This window comes from Patescibacteria group bacterium, from assembly GCA_041665345.1.
In the GTDB taxonomy this organism is placed as follows: domain Bacteria; phylum Patescibacteriota; class Patescibacteriia; order PEXW01; family PEXW01; genus JBAYJA01.
Window position 1 is genome coordinate 53,422 of the sequence record JBAYJA010000003.1, and the last position, 23,877, is coordinate 77,298.

Genomic DNA, 23,877 nt, shown 5'->3' on the forward strand with positions numbered 1-23,877 from the left:
CCCAGTTCAAAAATACTGGGCTCAATACAATTTTTCCGGCATGGCGCCGCCTCCCGGCTCACCGGTTGAAGAGCGGTTGCTGAATATTTGCCAGCAGTATGTGAAGATTTGCCTTGAAACGACGGATTCTGGAAGAGTAACCCCTAGTCCGAATGTGCAAAAAGAAGCACTTCAGCATTACACAAAATTAGAATCAGAAAGACGTATGCTGCACAATCAAATAGCAATTATGACTCTCGGGAGTATTCGAAGTAAGCTCCCCGAGCATGAAGCGAAACGTATCGCAGATTTTGCAGCACAGGTAACGAATAATGGTTTGCGGATGAATGATTTAGAAGAGCTGCAAAAATCTGAACCAGAAGAGTAAAGTCTCAGCTAGATTTGTGTGAAAAAATAGCCAACGCGCATGTGTTGGCTATTTATGAAAATGAATGGGGGTGGCAGTTGAATGTAGGAAGCTACGTCCTTTATAGGTCACACAGTGTGACCAACTGGTATCACCCTCATCTTGGTTGAGATACTCCGCTTTTCCTCCTGCTTGAAGCAAAAGGTGCAATTCTTCAAGGGTAGCGGGGTAGAAAGTTCTTTCTCCAAGATCCCTTGTGTATCCGTGGAGTATTTTCCGCGCCCGGGGTCTGTAGAAAAGACTTCGAAGGGCTCGGTAAGAACAAAGAATAAAGTGCAATGAACCTCCTTGGAAGAAAACCTAAGCTGCGGAAGAATAGCAGGTAATCCTCCTTCTGTCAAGGGTAATGATATTATGCGCCCTGGATATGCTGCAATTTTTCCTTTGCCGCGGCCAGCTTCTGCTTCTCCCCTGCGACAACCGCAGCTGGAGCGTGGGCGGTGAACGCGGCGTTGCTTAGCTTCTTTTCCAAAGCCGAAATGTACTGCTGGAGCTGAGCAACCTCTTTGTCTACCGATGCTTTGGTTGCTTGCGGGAGTTCCAACCAGAAGCTCAATCCCCCAGTATGGCCATGGGCTTTCTGGCTGAGCTTTTTCACCACGTTGACCTGCGTCCGTGTCAGACGTTCAATAATTGCTTGCGCCTGACGAACCACCGCCAGGCTTTCGCCAGCCAATTGCAACGGGAGCGTTGTTGCCGGCGCGATTTTGTGATTGGCGCGGACATTCCGGATTTCCGTGACCAGAGTTCGGATTGTTTCAAACTGCTTTGCCGCGGCAGCAGAACTCGCTTTGGCCTTGGGCCAAGGTTGGATCATGAGTAAATCTTTGTCAGCTTTTCCATGCCGGCGTTCCCACAGCGCTTCCGTAATGAAAGGCGTGAGCGGGTGCAGAAGGGTGAGTAGCGTCTCAAAAGTGTGTACGAGCACCGCAGTGTTGGGCTGGACCTTTTGGATTTCCACGTACCAGTCAGCCAGGTCATGCCAGGCAAAGTCGTACAGGGCTTGGCCGGCTTCGGAAAAGCGGAAGGCGTGGAAGTCTTTGGTCACGTTGGCTACCAAAGCGTTCAGCCGTTGGGTTATCCACTTGTCTGCTAATGACAGCGTTTTGGGGGTGTCGAGCTTTGCCGCCTCTTGGCGCTGAACAAAGTTCCCAATGTTCCAGAGCTTGTTGATGAAGTTCCGGTAGCCGGCAATTTTCTCTTCGGACAGGCGGAAGTCTTGGCCAGCCGTGGTGCCCAGAGTCAGTGCCAAGCGGACGGCATCTGTACCGTACTTCTCGCCCATGAGCAAGGGGTCAATGCCCGTGCCTTTGGACTTGGACATTTTTTTGCCGTCCTTATCCAGCACCAAGCCGTGGAGGTACACGGTTTTGAATGGGATTTGCTTGGTGAACTTCAGGGAGAGCATGATCATGCGTGCGACCCAGAAGAAGAGAATGTCCCAGCTGGTTTCCATCACCGACGTGGGGTGGAAGTGCTTCAGGTCAGGAGTCTTCGTCGGCCAGCCCAGGGTAGAGAACGTCCACAAGCCCGAGGAGAACCAGGTGTCCAAGGTGTCTTGGTCTTGCACGAAGTGCATGCCTTTGCACTTGGGGCAGTGTTCTGGCATGGTCGTGGCGGCAATGGGCGGACAGGTGTTGGGTTGCCCTTGTTCGGTTCGGCAGTACCAGACGGGAATTTGGTGGCCCCACCATAGCTGGCGGGAAATGCACCAGTCCCGGATGTTGGTCATCCAGTGGAAGTACACTTTTTCAAAACGCTTGGGGAGAATGGTAATTTTTCCGTTGCGCACCGCGGCAATGGCGGGCTTGGCCAGAGATTGCATTTTCAAAAACCACTGCTTGGACACCAAAGGTTGGACCACCGAACCGCACCGGTCGCAGTGCGGCACATTGGAAGTGTATGGCTCCACTTTCTGCAGCAAGCCTTTGGCCTGCAGGTCAGCCACAATCCGGTCTCGCGCTTCGGAAATGAGCAGCAGCGCATAGTGTCCCGCGTGGGTGGTCATGCGGTTATCCTCGCCAATCACCTGGACAATGGGCAGCTTGTGCCGCTCCCCCATTTCCCAGTCTGCGGGGTCGTGCGCTGGGGTGACTTTCACCACGCCCGTGCCAAATTTTGGGTCAACAAGCTTGTCGCCAATGACCGGCAAGGTTTTGTCACCTGACTCCGTGGTGAACGTCACGTGCTTGCCAATATATTTTTTGTAGCGCTTGTCGCTGGGGTTCACGGCCAAGGCGGTATCTCCCACTTTGGTCTCCGGCCGGGTGGTGGCTACGGTGAAGGGACCGTAGGTGATGTAGTAGAGGTGTCCTGCTTCCTGCACGTGCTTCACTTCCAAATCCGAGAGCGCGGTTTGGCACCGGCTACACCAGTTGATGAGCCGCTCACCGCGGTAGATAAGCTTCTCGTTGAAGAGTTGGATGAACGCTTTTTGTACGGCCTGGGTGAGCGCCGGATCCATGGTGAAGTGCTCGCGGGACCAGTCGCACGACGCGCCAATCTTCCGGGTTTGGTCCGTTATGCGCGTGCCGTACTTCTGCTTCCACCGCCACACGTGCTTCAGGAATTTTTCCCGACCAATTTCGTGCCGGCTGATGCCCTCTTTCTGCAGCAGGCGTTCCACCATAATCTGCGTGGAAATGCCGGCGTGGTCGGTGCCTGGCAACCAGAGTGCGCGTTCGCCGAGCATGCGGTGGAAGCGCGTCAGGGCGTCTTGGATGGTGAAGCCCTCAGCATGTCCCAGGTGCAATTCACCAGTCACATTGGACGGCGGCATGGCAATGGAAAAAGATTTGGTACGCTTCCCAAGCAAATTGTCGGGATTGAAATACCCAGACGCTTCCCAGCGCTTGTAGATAAGCTCTTCCACGCCCAGCGGATTGTACGCTTCGTTGGCCATATGTAGGTATTGTACCAGGAAAGCCAAGCCTACGCTGGATACGCGGGTTTTTCAAGGGTTGTTGACTACTCCAGGTGTGCGCGATAGGGTTAGAAAAACAAGACATTGCTCACTGATAGAAAGGAGCCAGCTTGAAGAAAATACTTTCCGCTTGTGCCAGGCACCCCATTCGATTCTGGGTTAGCGTCGTTCTGGGCACGATCTTCATCTTTTGGTTTGTGGCTTCCAGGTTTGTACTAAGCCTATCCAATACCTTTGGAATCATTTTCCTCCTTGGCATACTCATTGGGTCGCTTGCGGCACGGCCTGATATATTCACGAAGTGCATGCAACGTTGGAAGTCGGTACTACAAGACGAAAGTGAAGATGCTATGGTTCTGCGTTACCGTTGTACTTCCTGTGAGGCGATCTATACCGAAAAGACCCTCCCGAAGGATAAAGTCTGCTCTAAGGACTATGGTCGGCTCGTTACTTACGATGCTATCGAAGACCGGCACCGGTCTCCCCTGTAGACAATTACCCCACGCTCCTCGTGGGGTTTTTCTTGTTGACGAAAATCGCTGCAGAGATTAGGGTACGTGCAGAAACACACAGGAAAGGGAATTATGAAAGCTCATTTTTTTCGCATACTTTGGTACGTGCTCATACTCATCGTGGCGCTGACGAATATTACTATGCTTGGGTTTCTTACAGGCGCCATGGTGTTTATCATCACACCCAAGCCGGCTGATATTTTGCTCTGGAGCAGCATCGTTGTCGGGGTAGTTGCTGGGGTACTTTTGACGGTGCAGGAGGTACGTTATCTACGAAGACGTCGTCAACGCAAAACTATTATCCAACCCACAACGAACGTGATGTACCATTGCCCGCTCCCAGCGTGTCAGTACGAAACCGAAAAAGACGGAGTGTGCCCAGAATACTATACGCTCCTCAAAGCCCGGACGCGTGAAAATCGGCCAACGCCGTAAACGCCTGCTCATCTGAGTCAGGCGTTTTTCTATCGTCCCAACTCCCGCATTTCGTCGATTGTTAAACTCCTTTAAATATGTAATAGTTTATACACATTTACTGCAATGTTTGTATGAGTGAAATATCACCTGAATTCGAAAATCAAGATGATGTGCAGCCACTTCCTGAGCATGAAGAGGCGCGAAAGGCATGGCCGAATATCCCCGAAACTTTTCCTGAGGGATTCCCGCCTGGTTACCGTCCGTGGGTAGACGGCTGGGCTTTTTCTTTGGAGAAAATGAAAGAGAAGAATGCTGATGGTACCTACAAACTCCTCACCCTGGATTTGAGTATTAGTGAGGAGGAGTACATTGAGCGCGTCAATAGTGGACCGGCGGAATCACTAAGCGAGCGCGCGGAAAAAGAGTACAAGTGTGATATTCGTTGCAAGCACTGCTTTGAATGCAAAACAGACACCAATAACCCGCTCATGACATTCGACGAGGTGAAGGGCGTGGTCGAGCGCGCGAAAGCACTGGGGCTCGAAACGGTAAAATTTTTGGGACCCGGCGAACTGCTCCACAACCCAAAGCTTTTTGAGATTCTGGACTACTTCGAACAGGAGGGTATTACCATTTCTATTTTTACCAAAGGAGTTATCCTGGGTGACGATACATTAGCTGAAAAGAATTTTCACCTGTCCGCAAGCGAGTTGTGCAATAAAATTGCATCGTATAGTACCGCGCGATTATTGGTTGGGTTTACCTCTGCTTCTCCTGACGTAGAGCAAGCGCGCATTGGTTCCACCATTCAAGACTTCAGTGAGAAGCGGAATCGAGGCCTAGAAAATGCAACGGAAGCAGGTATGAACAGTAACCCCCAGTTGCAGCGGATGGCACTCATTTGCGCGCCGGTGCTCCGGGATAATATTGACGAGGTCCTTGCTATTTACCAGTGGGGAGCGAAGAGAAATATTCCCACGGTTGTAGCGCCAACTATGGTGAGTGGGAAAGGGCAGGAGCAACCGGAAGTGACTGACACTGATTTTAAAGAACGCAGGCTTGTTGATCTGTATGCCAGCATTTACGAATGGATGGTACGTGAGGGCATTATGACGCTTGATGACGTGAAACAGGAAAGTGTTTCTCCCTATGCGGGGTATGCATGCAATCAATTCATTAATGGTATGTTCATACGGAAAGACGGACGGGTGCAGGCATGCCCAGGCAACGAAAGTTACGTTTTCCGATACAGCAACGATATCCGCAAGGAAAATCTTGCTGAGGTGTGGAAGCACAGTGTTGGCTACAAGAAGCGAGAGCAGCTTGTGGAGAGTGGGAAAATTACCCTCACGCAGCCGTGCTACGCGAAGACCGAGGGCGAGCTTATGCTTGGGAATAAACCTGGCTCTATTCCAAAAGATTTCTACGAATCAGTTCTCCGCCGACTGGAGGTACGGTTGGGTGCACCGCAACCAGAAGCAAACGAACCATTTGAAGTGTAAAACGCCTGATGGTTTGTGTAGCGCCTTCATTCCCACATGGGATCAACCTCAATTTCTTATGGCCTACAAAATTCTGTTCAATAACGAGGAATTCCATTTTCACGAGAATGACCTTCCTTGCCTGGTGCATTACAGAGAAAAGCAAGGCGGTTCACAATTCACGGTAACGCTGGTTGCTGATTTATTTTTGCGGGGGTCAAAGATACTTTTCCTTACAGCATATCCCATGGCCAAGGATAACTTTGTAGAGCAGGTGAAAGGCGAGGAATCAAAAATCGCATTTATCACCAATGAAAGCCAGTTCAATACGAACGCACAGGTAATTATTCTGGAAAGCGGTAATGAAAAGCTGTTTTTGAAGGCTGTTGAAAAACTCGGCGATCTTCACGAGCGCGTCGTGCTAATAAAAAATATGGAAGTATTCAGTGACGCAGTTTTTGATGCTTGTGAAAAACTGCAAAAAAGTATCCTTTCTGGAGATATTGATTCATGTGTGGCAAAAAAACGCATTAGCCACAAGCTCTATACAACAACAATTACATTTTCTGAGCCAGAAACTTCCTTGCCTTTCAAAACCCCAGTGCTGAAAACATACGTTGGATATCTGAAGACCGCCACCAAGGAAGGGTTTGTACAATTAGAAATGTAAAATTGATCGCCGTTTGTTTATCTCCCCAGTTCCCACATAGAGCCAGCAGCAAATAAAAAAGCAATCGACAGGAGTTCCATCGATTGCTGATAGCTGGGTTACAGCGACTGGAGATGCTTGACGCAAGCCCCCAGTGGATCGCAGGTTACTTTCAACGGGTAGTTGGCTTTCTGAGTGGCTTGGGTAAACACCAACCCTATTTGTGCAAAGAGCTCAGTATCGTTTGGTGTGATGTACACGTCGCAAACCTTTCGGCTATTCCAGCGGTAGGCCGGATCATCGACCGTCAACTGGTAAACGTGCCAATGCACCTTTGGGTCCAAGTCACGGTACGGACAGGGGATAAGTGGCCCACGGTAGTCTTTCAGCAATGCGTTGTGCTTGCCATGTTCGCCCACATAGAAGCGCCGAAGGGTAATGACAAGCAGCTGTTTGGGAATGACGGCTGTCACTCCTTCGTAGTAGCGCGTTTGCCACCCACCCCACTGCATTTCCTGCTGTGCGTCTGCAATAATATTAGTGAGCTCAGCTAGACGTTTAACATCGATTGCCATTCACTATTCTCCTTTGGGAAAGATCGGTTAATGGATGACTGTATCGTCTACCTTAAAATATGTCAATACTACCCCACCCTCTTTGTGAGGTTATGCTTTTTTCCGTGTGCCCAAACCCTCACCTCACCCTCCATCTATACCTCCATCCAAACCTAAACCACTCATCCTGCAACTACCGTCCCAACTCCCACATGGGGTCAACTTCAATCTTATCCCACGGTGTGCGGTGGCCAGCAGCCAGGCTGAAGGCACCAGCCACGGCGATCATGGCGCCGTTGTCCATGGTGTAGGCAAGCGGAGCTACGTGCAGCGGGGTATGCTCGGGCAGCAATGCTTTGCCAAGCGCGCTTCGAAGTGGCGCATTCGCTGCCACGCCACCACCCAGAATGACGCTGGCGGGTTTCCGCGTCTTTACTTCGCGTACGGTTTTGCCAACCAGCACATCCACAATTGCCTGTTGCACAGACGCGGCCAAGTTCGCGCGCTGCTGCAGAGTGAGTTTCGGGTGGAGCTCCAGGTACCGGCGCACGGCAGTTTTCAAACCCGCAAAGCTGAATTCCGCGTTCGCCTCATGGAGCATTGGTCTGGGCAGATCGATATTTGGTTTTCCACGCTCGGCAAGTTTGCTCAGCGCTGGGCCGCCGGGGTATGGGAGTCCCAACATCTTCGCCGTTTTATCAAACGCTTCGCCGGCCGCGTCATCCCGCGTGCAGCCAATGAGGCTCACTTTCCCCCACCCGTGGATGCCCTGAGGCAAACGCGTGGCTGTATTTTTGGTTGGTGCAATCCACAAAAGTTCTGTATGCCCACCCGAAACCACCAATGCTAAGGCAGGAAGTTTGGGAACAATTGGACCCAGCCACGCACTGGCCACGTGCCCGGCAATGTGGTTTACGCCAATGAGGGTTTTCCCAGTGGCAAAAGCCAGCGTGCGGGCGGTCTCCACGCCCACGAGTAATGCGGTAGACAAACCTGGTCCAGAGGTGACGGCAATTGCGTCTATAGCAGCTAATGATTTTCGGGCGCGACGGAGGGCTTCCATCAGTGTGGGCATAATGGTTGCTGCATGCTCACGTGCGGCAACTTCGGGCACCACCCCACCAGTCTTTTGATGCGTGAGCACTTGGGAGGCGGTGACCATGCTCTGCACGGCAAAGCCGGTTCGCCCCACATCCACCACAGCTATGGAGGTGTCGTCGCAGCTCGTCTCAATTCCAAGAATATGCATGCTCGTAGCGTAGCATAGGCGTTTCTGCTGCGCACAACTTGACCAAAGGTGAGCAAGCACGTACGCTCTTTTCAGAACATTGTACCTAAAAAATCCAGGAAGGAGTTTGCGTGACCAACATTGCATTGCCCAACAGTATTCCGCCTGTCTTCCGAGCAATAATCCCCCACGTGCGACACCAGGAAGGCCTGTGCCCCACCTTTGAGTACTTGCTCCTCAAGCGTTCGCCTACTGCTGATCGGGATAAGGATCAGTTTGAATGTCCCGGCGGCGTCGCACAGCCAACGGAAATGAATCCGCTGCAAACGTATATCCGAGAGACCTTCGAAGAAACCGGCCTGAAGGTTACACGCGTGGTGCAGGAAATTTTTTCGTACGAAGTCCCCTACGCCATTGACGGATCCTTTGCCGCCGGCCTGGTACGGAAAGTACATTTTGCAATTGTGGAAGTACTCCCGCCGTTTGTTATTGTCCTGAGTTCGGAGCATGTGGATAGTGCATGGATGACTATTGATGAGATCCTGCGCACCCCAATGGAACACATTCGCAGGGGTTCTGCGCGGGCAATCATCCTTGCGGATCGATCAGTGCTCACCCCACGCTTTTTGGCCGCTGAGCAGAAAAAAATGTCCGCAAATCGACTCGCTCTTTAAGGCAAACCTACATCAATCCCAATCCACCAAGGATTGGGATTTTTTTACCCAAGAGTATTTTTTGCATTGACTCCAGATCACCGGCAGAGGTAGGCTTGAGCAAGAACACTACTTTCGCGAATGGTAAACATATGACCCAGCCATCAATTATCCAAAAAGTCGGCGGCATTATCACCAAGGACAAACGGTTGCTGGTGGTGCGGAAGAAGACCGCGGACAATCGGTCGGAGTTTATTATTCCCGGTGGTCGCAAGGAAGGAGATGAGTCGCACCAGGAAACGTTGACGAGGGAACTTATGGAAGAGTTAGGCGTTACCCTGCGTGGCATGCGGCTGTTTGGGAGTTTTGACGAAACGGCAGTATTTGAAAATATTCCATTGCACATGGATGTGTACTACGCGGAGGTCGAAGGCGAACCTACTCCCCACTCGGAAATTAAGGAGTACATGTGGATTGACCGGGCGTATGCTGACCACGGCATTGTGCTGGGGTCGGTATTGGCCAAGCACGTGGTACCGAAATTGGTTGCAGAAGGCGTGCTGTAGGACTGAGACTAAAAATACACGGGAGCCGCTTGGCTCCCGTTTTCTATAGGGAAAGTATAGTACTTACTAGGTTGGGTATTCTTATAAGTGACATCAGGGATCGCTATAGTGTAAGACATCTCACCCTCACTTTTTTGGGGTGCAGGCGTATACCCTATGTACTGTGAGATCTTTTTCTCCCTCTGCCATGAGCATTCCCTTTGTATCAACAATTCGTATGCTGTAGCCAAGTCGCTTCGCATGGTTTTCAATTTCGTCCAAACGCGCATACGCACTCGTTCCAATGAGCACAACTCCTGATGCTGTAAGAAAAGCTGGTGCTTCCTTCAAGAATTGTTGCAGTGCGTTGTAGTTCTCATCAAAGCCTGATTGCAGAAGAATGTCCGTAACCGGCGACTCCGCCCGGTTAAAAGGGTGATTCCAGAAAATGAAGTCAAACTTTTCTTCATTCCGGAAGGCAGCAAATAAATTACTTTCCCTTACGTCCATTTGTACGGCAAATCTCTGAGCATTGAGTAAACAGTTTTGGACAGCGGCTGGATTGATATCGGTGGCAGTTACCGTTGCACCATGTAACGCAGCAAAGACCGCAACGATGCCCGTTCCAGTCCCAATCTCCAGCAATTTTTGTTTCTGAACAAGTTTTGGGATTACGTTTGCGAAATACGCACTATCTGTAAAGTATTTGGGGGAAAAAACTTCAGGGAGCACCAAAATCTTTTTTCCAAAAATTTCCACTTCATAAGGCGTGGCGTGCTTCCGCATTTTTGCAAATTGTTGCTCTACTTTTTTTGACCATTCTGGGTAGTCCATATTCAAAAAGAATAATAATCCAGAGACTGCTCGAAGTTTGAATCTGGTAGCCCTTATAGGAAAAGGCTGGAATCAGCTTATTGTAAGTCTTGTTAGTTTCAACGAGTTATATAGTGGTCAATTTTCCGAGCAACAGCAGGCTACTCTAAATTTGGCACCTGCCCATAATGTGTGAGCCCATTGTGTAGTAGATTGTATATTTCCATGTCGGGCAAAGGGTGCTTAGTAAAGCGCTCGATAATTGCTACATGCTCTGCTGGGTCAGCCTCTTTATCAGTTTGGTAGTGAAATGAAAAATTAGTTATATATAAGGCATTCTCGCTTGCGGGATTTTTTTCATCATGTTCGCCCAATTCTTCAACATTGTTTCGGATATCCATAAACCAGGGCTTATCGGGGAAATTTAATCCAGGCGTTAAAATGCAGTTAATATCAATAAAGATCATAAATGGCATGTCACCTGGATTTTGCGTCATTGCGGATTTGATTAACCTACCAACATCTCCACGGATTAACTGCTCTTCATGCATTACTCCAGGTGTATGGATAACACCAGGTCTATGACGACTCTTCGCTTCTACAGCGACTCTTATTCCTCTCTCTTGATGGGTTGCTATGAACTCGCAATGTCTCGTTTGTGGCTTGCTCCTATCAAGAAACTCAATGGTGAATCCAAGTTGAGTAAATAAAGACGCGATTGCTACTTCATAGCGTGCGCCCTGGTATTGATTTTGGTCTTTCAATCTATTCAACAAACGTACGGGAAGTTTGGCACGATGCTGAAGGCAGTAAATATCAAAAGCTAAAGACAATAGAGACCTGCTCCAACCATCAGGAATTGCGCTCCATTTTTTATTTTCAGAATTTTGAGCAGTAGCATTCTTTTGTTTCCATGCTTGGAAATGTATGTAACATTGAGTAATAAAGTGTTGCTGCACAGAAGGTAATTGTAGCTGATCCTTTATCCATGCCCGTCCTAAAGTAACTGCGAGAATATCTATCAGAAACTCATGAAAAGTTTGTTCTATTGGAAGAGAGTGGAACAATCTTGAACCAACTGCTCTAACTCGTTTACCTTGAAAAATACTTTGTACGTGTGGGAGAAAGTACCCTTGTGCTTGAAGTCGTGATTGCTCAGCCTGCATGTCAAGAATGTATTTTTTAACAGCCTGAAAATCCTCAGGAGTCGGAGGATTGTTATCAGCATCATGATGACATTTTTTATACTTCTTCCCACTGCCACAATGGCATGGATCATTCCGACCAATTTTTTTTGTCATTCGGTACTAATTTAGCACTGTTGTCTACAAGATATTTTTGAAGTGCGGGAGGTAGATCTATGCTTCCTGCATCGTGTAATTTGACCCCCACAATTTGCTTGAACAATGACATTGCCGATCGAAAAACAAGAAGGGCATCTGCCTTTTCATTTCTGGGTTTACGTGCCCAGAAGTGTAGGTAAGAACGACGAACGCCCTGGATGTCTGAAAACTTTTTTTGCTGCTCTGGTGGGATACGATTGAATGCCTTTAATACACCTAATCTTCTTTCGTGCATCAACCTCTCAAAAGTCCTCTGGAAAAGCAAAGCCTCCTCCTCTTCGGTGATCGGATGATTTTTAAAAGTCACACTGCTTGTTTTCCAAAGAAAAATTGCTAACATTTCTCCAACAACACCACAAACAGCGATGCAAGAGAGGTAGTCACCCAGGCAAAAGTTTCTCTTTGCAGAAACCAAGGGATCCACAAGGTATTTCGAAATTTCTGGATGAGCGGAGACGATACCTTGGTGCGTTTCAATTGTCGTGGCCTCGACATATCGATCAAGTATTTCCACAGTTAAGTCAGTCACTTGCCTTTGAAAAAACTCTCCTAATTGAAAGGATGTGTGGGTAAACTCATCTTTGATTCCATCTGCAGTTATATCCCCATAAGAAAGATAGTCCTTAATTTGAGTACGTTTGATAATTGGGCCAAATACACCAAACTTAATTACTGCTTTCTTGGGGCCACTTTTGGGCAACAACTCCTTTACTGCGTCCTGAACATCTGTTTCCCAGTTCTCAAAAGAAACAAGAGCGGGTTGTGTTGGAATAGCATCAAACTCACTTTGTGTAATACCTTCAATTTTTTCCCATGACAAACCTAGAGCATTAAAGGTAAGTGGATTAGGGACGTGCCTTTTGTGCAATTCTGGGAAAGGGAGAACCGCGAATACGTCAGTAGGATTGCTAATGGATTTAATAAGACGAACATTTTTTATGTCCACTAGGCTCCTACCATCTTGCAATATATCCAGCTCTTCTTGAGTCTTTTGTGTAAAGTCATCAACCTTAAGCCCCAATGCATTTCGTGTAATGGAGTCAGGGATTAGGAACCTTTTCCCGTGGTTGATGATATATTTTCTTCCATCTGGCCCCTGTGCTTTGTCCATAGAATTACGTAGTTGTTTTCCTTTTTCTATATAATTTTGCACGCTCCAAAATTGGTTCTAGTTCTGCTAGTTTTTCATCTAGTTCTTCAAGGCTTAGACCTTCCAAGAACCCATTGTGCAAGACGGAGGATTTGTACAAGTCGCGTAATTTGTAAGCCTTATCTAGCCCATTAGCGCGCGCTCGCCAATCAGGGTTATCCAGTAGACCTAAATGAACTTGTAAAAGTTTCTCATCGGGCAAGCTTTCGGTCATCAACTCCTGCCAACCCTTACTCTTCGTAAGCTCCTGAGGCTTTTCGGCAGATCGGTCACTGTAACCCCCTTGGCGCATAGCAGCAGAGACCGATTTTCGGGGATTTTCGGATAAAATACGGGCTACGTTGCGCTGTTTGTGAGTAGGCATATCTAACCTAATTATACCCTCAAAACAGCGTTCTGTGACCAACTCTGGACCTATAAACGGGTTTCTAGCTAGCCTTCTTACCCCCGCGATACTTAAAGGCCCTCCTAAAGCCTTTGTCTTCAGCCTCTTCGACAGTAGCGCAATAGAACTCACCCTTTCGTGTTTCTATTTTAGTTTTATCGTATTGCTGGTCGAAAGGAAGATGATATATCTTTGTACTATCTACCTTTGAAATGTTGCACTTAATACAGGGGTATTGTTTATCTAATGGTAAGTTTTCTTTTAATTCGATATGAAGCTCAGATGCAAAACGGCGAGCGAGATCGGAAAGCTTAGTTGCAGTGTAGAAAATCGCACGAACTTTTTTATCTGGATTTTTATCTTTGTATTGGAAAACCGTGCCAAAAAATTGAAAAATGTGTTTTTCATATATAGTTCTAAATTGTGCCCAATTTTTACATTGCACAATTATAAAGTCTTTACCTTTTCGACAGATCAAATCGCGCCCTAGATCCTCGAAGCCTTTTAGTATACCCACATACTCAACATCATATCCCTCTGCTTCAAATAGAAATCCAATGTACCGTTCATAAATCCTACCAATTAACCAGGATGATTTTGGGCGTTTCCAAAATCGATCCAGAGCCATTTGATTCCGTTCAACACTTGGGAGTTTACGGTATTCTTCCTTTGAGAGATATTGAGTAACCTGATCTACCTTTTCTTCATCAGAGTACTCCGCGAACATTTTCCGATCCTCTTCAGTTGGAACATCAACCTCTTCTTTTAAATCAACAAGAAAAGGAGCTATCGATTCATAGTATTCAATTATGTACTTTGCGATACGAGCTTCTTTCTCTGCTTCACGTCGTAATCTTGACTGTTCTTTCACAACCTCACTGGCTTGGATTGCGGGATGTTTTTTTCTTCTTAAGTAATCAGACTGGGCTGCGTCACGGGCTTTAAATAACTCTTTATAAGCATTTGCTAGCCATGGAAATCCCTGTTGGCGTTCTCGAGCCATTTGATGCACACCCTCTTCAAGTTTTTTATACCATGCAATACCGACATTACGTTCTTGTTTTTCAGATTTTAAATATAGTTCGTAGGATGATTTTTCTGAGGCGATTAACCTAAGAATGTTATTAAGTTCGTTTTTCTTTTCTTCAAAATATCCCATAAATTATAGTTTATTTTTTGTATAGCTGCATGATGGGTAATTAGCGCATCCCCAAAATGCACCATACCGCCCGCTTCTTGGTATCAACGTACCTCCGTCATTTGGGCATTTTAGTCGGTTATCATTTTTCTCAAGCAGCATTTGATGAATAAATCCTCTGCCCTTAACTTTTTCATTGACCTCGTCCGGCATGATAGATGGCCCGAGTTGAACAATTTCTGAAACTAAAGTGGCTGTGTCTAAATTACCAGCAACCTCAAAAGCAGCTTGATCTCGAAGCTTTTGACGATGTTTGTCAACGAAATGTTTAACAACACTCCAAATTATAATTATGGCTACAATTGCCCAAAATACGTACATATTCTAATTATACGCTTAAAACAATTATCTGTGATGATTGCTGTATTATATTCGCGCTAGCCTAGATTCCTATAATGGCCGCCTTAACATCTCCCCGCTTTTTTCCCCAGCCTTTCCAAGATAATCCTTTTTTACCCTTTCGTTTAGTTCTTTGAGCTTTTAGTTCTTCGGTTGCTAAATCTCTAAGGGATCTCATTGTAGGGTCGTCCCCATCATCCTTTATGCTTTCTTGGATGCCACGATTCAGCGCTTTAGTAAACCTTTGGCCCCAGTTTGTACTAGGTCTTCTAGATTTTTTAACACTTTTTTTCATAATGATTCAAACTAAGAAAATAACTTATATATTAAACCCATAAATAACCAAAAACATGGGATTGCTAAACCAAAAATTGTTATCCATCCGTGATAGTAAGTTGAGATTGCGCGACCATCAACATTTTCAGACGCTGCTGATTTCCAGAAATATGTTAATTTCTTATTGTGAAGGCTTCCGATTAACCAAAATGCTGTTACGTAAATGACGCCGAGTGTTAAGCCAGTGCTACCATATTGCCAAATTATACTGCCACCAATTAGCAATGTGGCCAAAGTTTCTTGAGTTTCCTTTTTCTTTACATGGCTACGCCATAGGAGTAAATATCCTAAAACTCCAGTTATTGAAATTATGAAAAAGTTTGCAATTATATTCCAATCCATATCTCTGAACGGTTTTATCTGGTAGAAAGCACAAAGCCCCCCGCCAGCGATGACCTTTCGGCCACCCATACCCCTTTCGGAGCATGACCGTTCAGAGTGCTCTGGACGAGGAGCTTTATACTCTGAACGGTTTTGTTGCCATGCCCTAGCAAAGCTAAGGTTTAGGCGATAAAATTAAATTGCTAGTATTTATACTTCAATTGCTTGATAATTAGAGTGAAACATATCAATTTTACTCGAAAAAATGATAAATGTAAAGGATAATCCGAGTCTTTCAAAGGCGTATTATCGGTGGTTACGAAGAAAAAAGACCGTGGATTTTGATGTTCTACGTAGTGGATTTTTGAATGCGAATAAAACGTATCTCCATCAAATCAAGTCGTGTATAAATGATGATAAGTTTCATAGCATTATGTCAGTTGGAATGGAAGTCGCAGCGTTCTTTAATGCAAACAGAGCGTATTCGGGCTATGAAACTTTAGTAGAAAAAAACATTCTCCCAAAAAAGGTTTTTAAAATAAAACCACTGACTGAGACATCAGAGGACTTTGCAAATCATTTAATCAATAAATACCATTTGTCAGAAACTACGCTTAGAGAACTCTCCGAAATTGCGTTTAAGTATCTTCGATCGATTCTTTCAAAGACGAAAAACGGTATACTTCCTTTAGAAAAGGCGAGGTCAGTACAATTCATAAACAATTGCATCGATAGATATTTCCCGATTTTAATCCGTTATCTTAAAAAGAAGTACAAATTAAAAAAACTTATATATCTTCGCAAGATAAATAGTCACACATGTAACACAGCATGTCCTCGTTGTGGCAAACTTTTGATACGGACGAAAATATATGAACGATGTACAAGGACAGAGAACCGGCATTGCCAAATGGGTTCTAACGCACTCAGAAGAGGAAGGAAAAAAGATGACAAAAGCTTTGTTGGTAGTTGTAGTTGTTGTGGGGTGTTTTCCCCTTTACTCAAAAGCCACGTATTAAGTGGCGAACAACTGCTTTTTTGCAGCCAAAGGTGTTATGAAAGAGTAAGAAAAAAACTTCACTAATTTTAAGTAAAGCTGAATTGGCCCATAATGGGCTTTTTTTGTTTCCCATTTAATTATGTCCAAAAAGCTGGGGATAAGTTAGCGCGTGCATAATCAAAATGTCGCGAGGAGCACACTCACAGTGCTCAAAGGGCGACAGTAAATAAATCCTTTGAAGATTGTGAGCTACGCCTCTAGACCAGCTCGCCAAACGGTGATGATAAGCAGTCTCATAGTACTAGCAGTAAATACTATAAGACTACTATCACCGGCGGCAGACTGGGGAGAGGGAAGGTGCCTTAAGTAACTAATCCGGTGGGTAATATGTCAACTAAGCGACAAGAAGCAAACCAGACAAAGCAGATCAGGGTTGCAAAAGGTAACCATAAAGGGTTGAAGATTTTTGCCGCTCGCGAAGGAATGCCAATGATGGCCTTAGCAGATCAAATTATCAGCCAATATCTTTACGAAACATATCGCTGGCCAGAATACCATGTTGACGATTAAACAGTGTAGACAAATTGAGCCAAGCCTTTCTGAACTTTCTGATGAGGAAATTGTTCATCTTCGTGATTCTATGTATGAACTAGCCACTCTGGCTTTTGAATCCACTCAAAAACAAGGGGGTGTTTCCAAAAATCCCACTTGGGTAATGCCAACTTTTAAAGAAGACGCTAATATATAAATGCGATGACTACTAAAGAACAAAATATCAAACGAGGAGTTATATACGTTCGTGTTTCCTCAAAAGATCAGGTAGATAACACCAGCCTTGAATCTCAGGAAAAGGCCTGTGGGGAGTATTGCCTTCGAAACCATATTGAAGTTGTTAAAGTTTTTATTGAACAAGGTGAATCCGCAAAGAGTGCAGATCGGACAGAGTTTAATAAGGCAATCCAATTTTGTGGCATCCAAAAAAATAACATTGGGTATTTTGTTGTTTACAAACTTGACCGCTTTGCTCGAAATCAAGAAGACCATGTGACTGTTCGGGCATTGTTAAAAAAGTATGGCGCTGAGCTGAAGTCGGCAACTGAACCGATCAATGATTCGCCAATAGGAAAAGCGATGGAAGGTATGCTTTCAGTTTTTGCAGAGTTTGATAACAATGTTCGTACTGAACGAACACGGGGAGGAATGCTTGAAAGAATTCGACAAGGGGCTTGGGTTTGGTCTGCGCCGCTTGGATATAAACGTGTGGGCGGGGTAAAAAATATCTCGCCGGATGAATTAACTGCGCCACATATAAAACAAATCTTCAATTTGTACGCAAAAGGCATATACACGTATAAGGCAATTGCTAATTTAATGGACACGGCTGGAATGCGCACGAGGTATGGCAAGCGCCCACGCGCTCAGCTGATTGAGAAGATACTACGCAATCCAATTTATTACGGTCACATAGAGGCGTTTGGTGAAGAACACAAAGGTAGTTTCCCGCCATTGATTAGTGAAGAGCTTTACTTAAGTTGTCAGCCAAACAGCAAGAACTTAAAAGGCCACGCGGCACCTCGATCGGCAAATAACCCCATGTATCCGCTTAGAGGAGTTGTAGTGTGCGAAGAGTGCGGCACGAGTTTTACAGGAAGTACTTCTACAGGGCGTGCCAGTCAACGATATTCCTATTATCATCATTACAAAAAAAGTTGTTCTAAAGCCAAGAGCATCCCTCGCGAATCTTTTGAACAAGAGTTCGTAGAGTATTTGGAGTCAATTACGCCAAGCCTAAAATACGAAAAATGGTTTAAGGCAATAGTTATCGATATTTGGCAAAATAACTACAAAAACATTAGCTCACAAAATCAGAAAGCGAGATTAGAGCTTACACGACTTGAGGCTGAGAGAGATCGTGTATTTACCATGATGCGTCAAGGCAAGCTAACTGATGACGAGTTTAGTGAACAAAAAAATGCCGTCAATTTACAAATAGCGAATAAATACCAGCAGCTGAATGAAAAGCAGTATGAGGGCTTAGACATGGAGAAAACTTTAGACGCCTGTTTTAGCTTTGTTCGAAACACAGCAAAAACCTGGCGCGAGGCCGATTATGCTGGGCGATTACAATTCCAGAAACTTGTTTTTCAAGATAAGCTCCAATTTAATGGGAAGAGGTTTGGAAACGCCAAATTGTCCCCAATCTACGAGATGAATAGGATGTTTGACGGGAATAAATCTAGCTTGGTAGCCCCACGGGGAATCGAACCCCGATTACCGGCTTGAAAAGCCGATGTCCTAACCGTTAGACGATAGGGCCGTGATACAGCAACCTATAACGAATAATACCTGCGGTCAAGGGTTTTGCCTAGGACTTGATGGGTTACTTACCCCCGGCGAAAAGTTTTCTGCATTTAGGCTTGCGCGTCTTCGAACGAGCATTAAACCCCGCCTCCCTCTTTACTTGAACCCGAAGAGTGGTGGGAAGAGGAAGATGACAAGGGAAGCCCAGGCTGCATAGACCGGTATGTAGTTCGTTTGCCATCGCTCAATGTGCGCGAACGTCCCCCGCCCGCGGAGGAAACGCACGTACAGCACGGTTGACCACGCAAGATTGACGAGCAAGATAAAATTTTCGCCCAAGGCCGCAACCCGGTTTGGGCTAAAGCCGAATTCAGAGATGCGCGAGGCAATTGCCCACAGTGCCACTGCATCGGCCAAGAGGGCGCTCACCAGCAGGACCACTTGCAAGACATCAAAGGCGTTGCGAGGGGCCAGCGGGGCGCGGGCGGAGATGGAGTAGACCAGCAAGCCAAGGACGACCACTAAGAGCAAATCGAAGGCAATGAGGATGTTGCGGTCAACGTCTATGCCATGGCCTGACACCACGATGGTGACCAGGAACACCACCAAGACGATGGCGAAGAGGGGCGTGAACAGCCGGGTTAACACTGGCGCCATGTTTTCAATCACACTCTGCTTCGCTTCCACCAACCACGAGCCAATGATAACCGCTCCCGCTGCACCGCACGGGATAATCCAGGTGCCAACAATTGGCTCTACATTGAAACCGATTGACTGAAAAATCGCAAAGAGAAAGCCAGTGAGCACGCCGCCACCCAAGGCAATGAGCACGTAGTAAATGAGCAGCTCGCCTGTGTAGCGGATGAAGTCCATGCGGCCGGCAACGTCACGCCAGCGTTTTCCGGCATAGGCCAGACCCACAATGAGCCACATTGCAATGGGCACGTGCAAGCTGGTGAGAGCTTCGGTGGAGCCGCCGGCCAGGAAAGGGTAGGCGTTCGCACCTATCGCACCAATGACAAACCCAATAGCCGCGGGAATGATCGTCTGACGAGAGACGCCCCGCTTCCAGATGAAGTAGGCAGCCAAGATGGGCAGGACGAAGAAGCTGATATTCCGCATGTAGAAACTTTCATCATGCTCAATATCCAGGCCGAAGATCGTCGGAAGCTTCACCAGTAAGCCCGCGACTATCGCCAAGCCAAAAGCGACGGCTGTTTCTCTGCGGCTCCCCCGCTTGGAGTGCTCTGCATCCGGAGAAGTGAGCACGAGCTGCTTCCACAGCCGATCCGAATGCTCCCGGGCGAATTCTTTGGACAGTGCATCCAGATTCCCCATCCGCTTGACGGCAATCAGAAACGCTTCATCCGCAGCTAAGCCGGCATCGGTCAGCCCGGTGATGTGCTCGCGCAGATGGTCTTCCAGTTCGGCCACGTCGGTTGCCTGGATAACTTGGTGGCGCTGGAGGAAGTTTCGCCACTGATTGATTTGCTCCTCAAGCTGTTCGGTCTGGGGTGTTGGCATATGCGTTGCTTAGACTACGGCTGCAGGGTGAAATGATTGGAGCAGCGTGGAACCGATTCCCCGAATTGTCGCTTCAACTGCCCGCCACTGCTCAAGTTCTTCCGCCAGCTGCGTTTTACCACTGGCGGTGATGCGGTAGTACTTCCGCTTCCGTCCATTCTCCGCGGCTTTCCACTGCCCTTCAATAAATCCCAGCCGCTCCAGGCGATGCAGGACGGGGTAGAGCATGCCGTCGGTCCAGGTGATTTGGCGGGCAGAAGCTTCCTGCACCTGTTTGAGGATTGCGTAGCCGTAATTCTCCTGCTGTACCAAAGTGGCAAGGACAATTGGGGTAGAAGAGGCGGCAATCAGGTCTTTGTTAATCTCCATACGTTCCCAAGATGCGTTAGGTAATCAAACGTGATTCCACTATACATAGCACATCTATGTATGTAAAGACCCACAAAACCGGGGTAATGGAATTGAATCTCTGTTTTTGCTACGACGGAAAAGGCTTTTCTGATCTGCATCCCCCACTTGTTGCAAGCCATAACCCTTACCAGCAGCTGTTCACAATTGAGTGATTCCAATTTGACAAATCCGCTAAAAATAGGCAAGATATCAGGCCATGCCCAAACGTTTTTTGCTCGTTTCGATCCAATATGATTTTCTACAGTTCCGGACGCCTTCGGAAGCTGATTTTTCGTGGAATGGTAGTTGTTGTCTTGGCAAGTGCCGTGGTCACCACAACCTTTTTTTCCTACGGACTGCTCTCCGCTTCGCGCCCGCCCGCCCAAATTAATATCAACTACTACTACAACAACGTAGGATCTTCAAAGGTCCTGGCGTTAACTTTTGACGATGGCCCGTTTCCTGGCCGCACCGAGGCAATCATGGACGTGCTGGAGAAAGAAAAAGTACCTGCCACTTTTTTCTTCATTGGCTCGCGTGCGCTGCGGTATCCAGATTTGGTGAAGCAGGTTGCAGAGCGGGGTTTTGAAATTGGGAATCACAGCTTCACGCACGCCCCGTCGGTCCACGCTGCGCCCTGGCGGCTGCGGCTGGAGCTCAACCTAGCCGCGACAATGATTGAGTCGGTGACCGGCCAACCCATTCGTTTGTATCGCCCACCTTTTCTCCTGGACATTGGCAGCGACCCCACCACGACATTTCCGGGGTCACGCCCAGAACTTGCTTGGGCCGTGCAAGATGGGTACGTGGTCGTGGGCGCAGATGTTGATCCCAAAGACTGGCTGGCAACGTCATCCAAAGACATTGTGGAGGATTTGGTGAAGCAGCTGGAGAACGGCGGCCACATTATCCTCCTCCATGATGGGAGCAGCGAGCACCACACCGTGGAAGCTTTGCCTGGGATGATTAAAGAATTACGAAAGCGGGGGTATACCTTCGCCACGGCGTCCGACCTGCTGGGCCTGGATGCGGCAAAGAAAATGGTTATCACCCATGACTTGAAACTGGGCGCCGTGGATGCGAAGACGCAGGGCTCGGTGACTGCCTTGCAAGAATTTTTGATCATGACCGGCTTTCCCATTGTTGACCAGGGCGGCGTCTACGGGCCTTCAACGCAGCGTGCAGTGGCAACGTGGCAAGGCCAACGTAACGTGGGAGACACAAGTGGCCAAGTGAACCTCCCTACCCGCTTGGCCATTGTGCAGGCACTGGAGGAGACCACCTACCAACCCCTACCCCCCAGTAAGCTGAATGACGTTTTTCTCTTCACCCAAGCAACCCGGCTGTACATGTGGATTGCACCGTACTTTGCCACGGGCATTGTGTGGATTGTGAAGAGCGTGCTACTCCTGGTAGCCATTCGGCTGTTCTTCGCTTTGCTCCTCCGCGGGTACGCCGTGTGGAAAGCGAAGGCCAAGCACGAGCAGTGGAAAGGATTGGTATCGGTTATCATTCCGGCGTACAACGAGGAAGAGAATATTGGCGCGACGGTGAAAAGCGTCCTCCGGAATACGTATAGGAATATCCAGGTACTGGTGATCAATGACGGTTCCAAAGATAACACGGAGAAAATTGTGCAGCAGTTGGTGAAGCAACACCCCAAGCGTTTGCAACTGCTGACCATTGAGAATGGCGGAAAAGCGCAAGCGCTGAATTATGGTTTTGCGCGGGCGCAGAGTGACGTTGTGGTCACCTTGGATGGTGACACGATTTTTGATCGGGAGACAATTACCAACATGGTGCAGCATTTTCGTGATCCTAATGTGGGCGCGGTGGCGGGGAAAGTGTGCACCACGCGGTCACGAAATATCCTCAATCTCTTCCAAGCGGCGGAGTACGTCATTTCCCAAAACATGGATAAGCAAGGCTTCAATACCATTAATGCCGTGGGAATTGTGCCGGGTCCGGTTGGGGCTTGGCGAAAATCTTTCGTGCTGGCGGCAGGCGGGTACAGTGTTGATACGTTGGTGGAAGACCAAGACCTTACCCTGGCGCTGCTGGCTGCCGGCCACCGGGTAGTGTACGAACCCCAGGCCCGGGCGTACAGCGAGACGCCGTACCATGTCAAAGACTTTGCCAAGCAGCGGTTCCGCTGGATTTTTGGCACGGTCCAGTGCCTGTGGAAGTACAAGCGCTACACGTTTAGTTTCCGTCGGCCGGCGTTGGGCTGGGCTGTGCTGCCAAACACTTTTTTCTTTACGGTGGTGCTGCCGTTGCTCATCCCGCTCATGGATATCTTGCTCATCCTGGCGCTGGTGACCGGCTTTGGTCGTTCCACCTTCTTGCTCTACCTCATTTTTGTGGGCGTGGATTTTACCTATGCCGCGTTGGCCTTCTGGCAAGAGAATAGACGGCGTTGGCTACTACTCCTGCTCCCCGTGCAACGCATTTTCTACCGCGTTCTCATTTTCCTGGTGGTGGCGCGCAGCGTGATTAAAGCAATTGAAGGTGCCGCACCAAATTGGAATAAAGTGCGGAAGCGGGGTGACGTGCACACCTACCACTTGCAGCTTCTGCAGGAAGCAAAGGTGAAAGTGTCAGTCGATAGCATTCACCACGAGACATAAAAAAACCGCCCGCACCTTTCGGTGCTGGTGGTTTTTGCCGTTGCTACCCTGAAATTATTATTTGATGGTGTAACTGTCTCCGTAGGTTTTCCAGCTGAGGGGTGTGTTCAAGTCAAGATTGCCGGCGTTCAAGAACACTCGCTGCGCCGTGTCCACTCGGCTGGTGTCATCATGCGCGGCTTCGGTAAGCATGGCTGCTTTGCGGGCATCCAAAAATGCGTGGAGGTAGGTGGTTTCATTGCCACCCTGCGCGGGGCTCTTCGCTTTCTTCAAGGCCGTCGCGCGGATACCGCCGAAGCTCACGGAATCATTCCCCGGGCCGTGCATAACCATGGCATCGTAGTAGATGAACTGCCCCAAAGCGCGCAGGCCATCAGCTTTGGCTTGGTTCACTGCCGGGTTGAAGTACACCACGTCACGTTCGTGGTTCTGCGCTTCTTGGAATTTTGGATCAGCGGCTGCTGTCTTCCAGTCATTCACGTAGGCCGTACCCAGGCCGCTATGCGAACTGGAGCCATCAACCTGCTGTAAGGCAGGAATGTACTTCTGTAAAATATTGCCGGGCGCAATTTGTGCGTAGTACTGCACCATTTGTAACATGTCATGCGTGCCAGAGGTGAAGCCAATGATGCCACCGGTGTAGCCCCGGCTATCGCCAATATCTTCAATGTAGCCGTACTGCGCCTTCCAGTTCAGCGTCGAGTTCTCTGCGCTGGAAACCAGCTGCATGGTGATCTCTTTTTTGGCTGCGTCAAACAAGTCTGCAGTGGAAGTGGGTGCCG

General features: G+C 47.9%; 22 protein-coding genes, 1 tRNA gene and 1 pseudogene. 9 read left to right on the forward strand and 15 right to left on the reverse strand.

Annotation, left to right across the window (positions count from 1 at the left end; all coding sequences use genetic code 11):
- The first annotated feature begins 40 nt into the window (after window positions 1-40).
- The gene (locus WCV85_05025) at window positions 41-367 is read left to right on the forward strand and encodes a hypothetical protein (GenBank protein ID MFA6474217.1); all 327 of its coding nucleotides are present in this window, start codon (window positions 41-43) and stop codon (window positions 365-367) included.
- A gap of 391 nt (window positions 368-758) precedes the next feature.
- Here the strand turns inward: WCV85_05025 and WCV85_05030 are convergent, their stop codons facing one another.
- Complete coding sequence (locus WCV85_05030; protein ID MFA6474218.1) at window positions 759-3,308, reverse strand: valine--tRNA ligase; 2,550 nt, start codon at window positions 3,306-3,308, stop codon at window positions 759-761.
- Between the two features lie 605 nt (window positions 3,309-3,913).
- Here WCV85_05030 and WCV85_05035 point away from each other — a divergent pair.
- The 3 genes from WCV85_05035 (at window position 3,914) to WCV85_05045 (ending at window position 6,409) form a co-directional block, all read left to right on the forward strand.
- The gene (locus WCV85_05035; protein ID MFA6474219.1) at window positions 3,914-4,276 is read left to right on the forward strand and encodes a hypothetical protein; all 363 of its coding nucleotides are present in this window, start codon (window positions 3,914-3,916) and stop codon (window positions 4,274-4,276) included.
- A gap of 113 nt (window positions 4,277-4,389) precedes the next feature.
- Window positions 4,390-5,760 carry a radical SAM protein gene (locus tag WCV85_05040; GenBank protein MFA6474220.1) on the forward strand — a complete coding sequence of 457 codons (1,371 nt, stop codon included), beginning with the start codon at window positions 4,390-4,392 and terminating at the stop codon, window positions 5,758-5,760.
- A gap of 58 nt (window positions 5,761-5,818) precedes the next feature.
- Window positions 5,819-6,409, forward strand: coding sequence for a hypothetical protein (locus WCV85_05045; GenBank protein ID MFA6474221.1), 591 nt, complete (start codon window positions 5,819-5,821; stop codon window positions 6,407-6,409).
- 98 nt (window positions 6,410-6,507) lie between these two features.
- Here WCV85_05045 and WCV85_05050 read toward each other — a convergent pair whose 3' ends face one another.
- Together WCV85_05050 and tsaD are read right to left on the reverse strand one after the other, a co-directional pair.
- Entirely contained in the window at window positions 6,508-6,963 is a 456-nt protein-coding gene (locus WCV85_05050) for a hypothetical protein (protein ID MFA6474222.1), read from the reverse strand.
- A 172-nt stretch (window positions 6,964-7,135) separates the two neighbouring features.
- Complete coding sequence (gene tsaD / locus WCV85_05055; GenBank protein MFA6474223.1) at window positions 7,136-8,191, reverse strand: tRNA (adenosine(37)-N6)-threonylcarbamoyltransferase complex transferase subunit TsaD; 1,056 nt, start codon at window positions 8,189-8,191, stop codon at window positions 7,136-7,138.
- A gap of 110 nt (window positions 8,192-8,301) precedes the next feature.
- Here tsaD and WCV85_05060 point away from each other — a divergent pair, with 110 nt between their 5' ends.
- Both WCV85_05060 and WCV85_05065 read left to right on the forward strand, forming a co-directional pair.
- The gene (locus WCV85_05060) at window positions 8,302-8,844 is read left to right on the forward strand and encodes an NUDIX domain-containing protein (protein MFA6474224.1); all 543 of its coding nucleotides are present in this window, start codon (window positions 8,302-8,304) and stop codon (window positions 8,842-8,844) included.
- Between the two features lie 131 nt (window positions 8,845-8,975).
- Window positions 8,976-9,389: an NUDIX domain-containing protein gene (locus WCV85_05065; GenBank protein MFA6474225.1), complete on the forward strand. Its 414-nt coding sequence runs from the start codon at window positions 8,976-8,978 to the stop codon at window positions 9,387-9,389.
- A gap of 126 nt (window positions 9,390-9,515) precedes the next feature.
- On the opposite strand, the gene WCV85_05070 is transcribed toward WCV85_05065, so the two are convergent.
- The 8 genes from WCV85_05070 to WCV85_05105 form a co-directional block, all read right to left on the reverse strand.
- Window positions 9,516-10,202, reverse strand: coding sequence for a methyltransferase (locus WCV85_05070; GenBank protein ID MFA6474226.1), 687 nt, complete (start codon window positions 10,200-10,202; stop codon window positions 9,516-9,518).
- Window positions 10,203-10,342: 140 nt separating this feature from the next.
- Entirely contained in the window at window positions 10,343-11,482 is a 1,140-nt protein-coding gene (locus WCV85_05075) for an SEC-C metal-binding domain-containing protein (GenBank protein MFA6474227.1), read from the reverse strand.
- The gene (locus tag WCV85_05080; GenBank protein MFA6474228.1) at window positions 11,457-12,635 is read right to left on the reverse strand and encodes a hypothetical protein; all 1,179 of its coding nucleotides are present in this window, start codon (window positions 12,633-12,635) and stop codon (window positions 11,457-11,459) included. The genes WCV85_05075 and WCV85_05080 overlap by 26 nt, the downstream gene beginning before the upstream one ends.
- A gap of 4 nt (window positions 12,636-12,639) precedes the next feature.
- On the reverse strand, window positions 12,640-13,038 hold the full coding sequence (locus WCV85_05085) for a hypothetical protein (protein ID MFA6474229.1): 399 nt from the start codon (window positions 13,036-13,038) through the stop codon (window positions 12,640-12,642).
- Between the two features lie 64 nt (window positions 13,039-13,102).
- On the reverse strand, window positions 13,103-14,218 hold the full coding sequence (locus WCV85_05090) for a restriction endonuclease (protein MFA6474230.1): 1,116 nt from the start codon (window positions 14,216-14,218) through the stop codon (window positions 13,103-13,105).
- A gap of 3 nt (window positions 14,219-14,221) precedes the next feature.
- Window positions 14,222-14,578: a topoisomerase DNA-binding C4 zinc finger domain-containing protein gene (locus tag WCV85_05095; GenBank protein MFA6474231.1), complete on the reverse strand. Its 357-nt coding sequence runs from the start codon at window positions 14,576-14,578 to the stop codon at window positions 14,222-14,224.
- Between the two features lie 61 nt (window positions 14,579-14,639).
- The gene (locus WCV85_05100; GenBank protein ID MFA6474232.1) at window positions 14,640-14,891 is read right to left on the reverse strand and encodes a hypothetical protein; all 252 of its coding nucleotides are present in this window, start codon (window positions 14,889-14,891) and stop codon (window positions 14,640-14,642) included.
- An 11-nt stretch (window positions 14,892-14,902) separates the two neighbouring features.
- Window positions 14,903-15,343, reverse strand: a complete 441-nt coding sequence (locus WCV85_05105) for a hypothetical protein (protein MFA6474233.1) — start codon at window positions 15,341-15,343, stop codon at window positions 14,903-14,905.
- A gap of 1,297 nt (window positions 15,344-16,640) precedes the next feature.
- Here WCV85_05105 and WCV85_05110 point away from each other — a divergent pair.
- The gene (locus tag WCV85_05110) at window positions 16,641-16,823 is read left to right on the forward strand and encodes a hypothetical protein (protein ID MFA6474234.1); all 183 of its coding nucleotides are present in this window, start codon (window positions 16,641-16,643) and stop codon (window positions 16,821-16,823) included.
- Window positions 16,810-17,001, forward strand: a complete 192-nt coding sequence (locus WCV85_05115) for a hypothetical protein (protein MFA6474235.1) — start codon at window positions 16,810-16,812, stop codon at window positions 16,999-17,001. The genes WCV85_05110 and WCV85_05115 overlap by 14 nt, the downstream gene beginning before the upstream one ends.
- Before the next feature lie 1,494 nt (window positions 17,002-18,495).
- Here WCV85_05115 and WCV85_05120 read toward each other — a convergent pair.
- The 3 genes from WCV85_05120 to WCV85_05130 form a co-directional block, all read right to left on the reverse strand.
- A tRNA-Glu gene (locus tag WCV85_05120) sits at window positions 18,496-18,570 on the reverse strand.
- Between the two features lie 140 nt (window positions 18,571-18,710).
- Complete coding sequence (locus WCV85_05125; protein ID MFA6474236.1) at window positions 18,711-20,078, reverse strand: permease prefix domain 1-containing protein; 1,368 nt, start codon at window positions 20,076-20,078, stop codon at window positions 18,711-18,713.
- 9 nt (window positions 20,079-20,087) lie between these two features.
- Window positions 20,088-20,447, reverse strand: coding sequence for a helix-turn-helix transcriptional regulator (locus WCV85_05130; GenBank protein ID MFA6474237.1), 360 nt, complete (start codon window positions 20,445-20,447; stop codon window positions 20,088-20,090).
- 272 nt (window positions 20,448-20,719) lie between these two features.
- Between WCV85_05130 and WCV85_05135 the strand changes: the two genes are divergently transcribed.
- Window positions 20,720-23,095, forward strand: a complete 2,376-nt coding sequence (locus tag WCV85_05135; GenBank protein MFA6474238.1) for a glycosyltransferase — start codon at window positions 20,720-20,722, stop codon at window positions 23,093-23,095.
- 57 nt (window positions 23,096-23,152) lie between these two features.
- On the opposite strand, the pseudogene WCV85_05140 reads toward WCV85_05135, so the two are convergent.
- Window positions 23,153-23,854 (reverse strand): annotated as a pseudogene (locus WCV85_05140) (chitosanase).
- Between the last annotated feature and the right edge of the window lie 23 nt (window positions 23,855-23,877).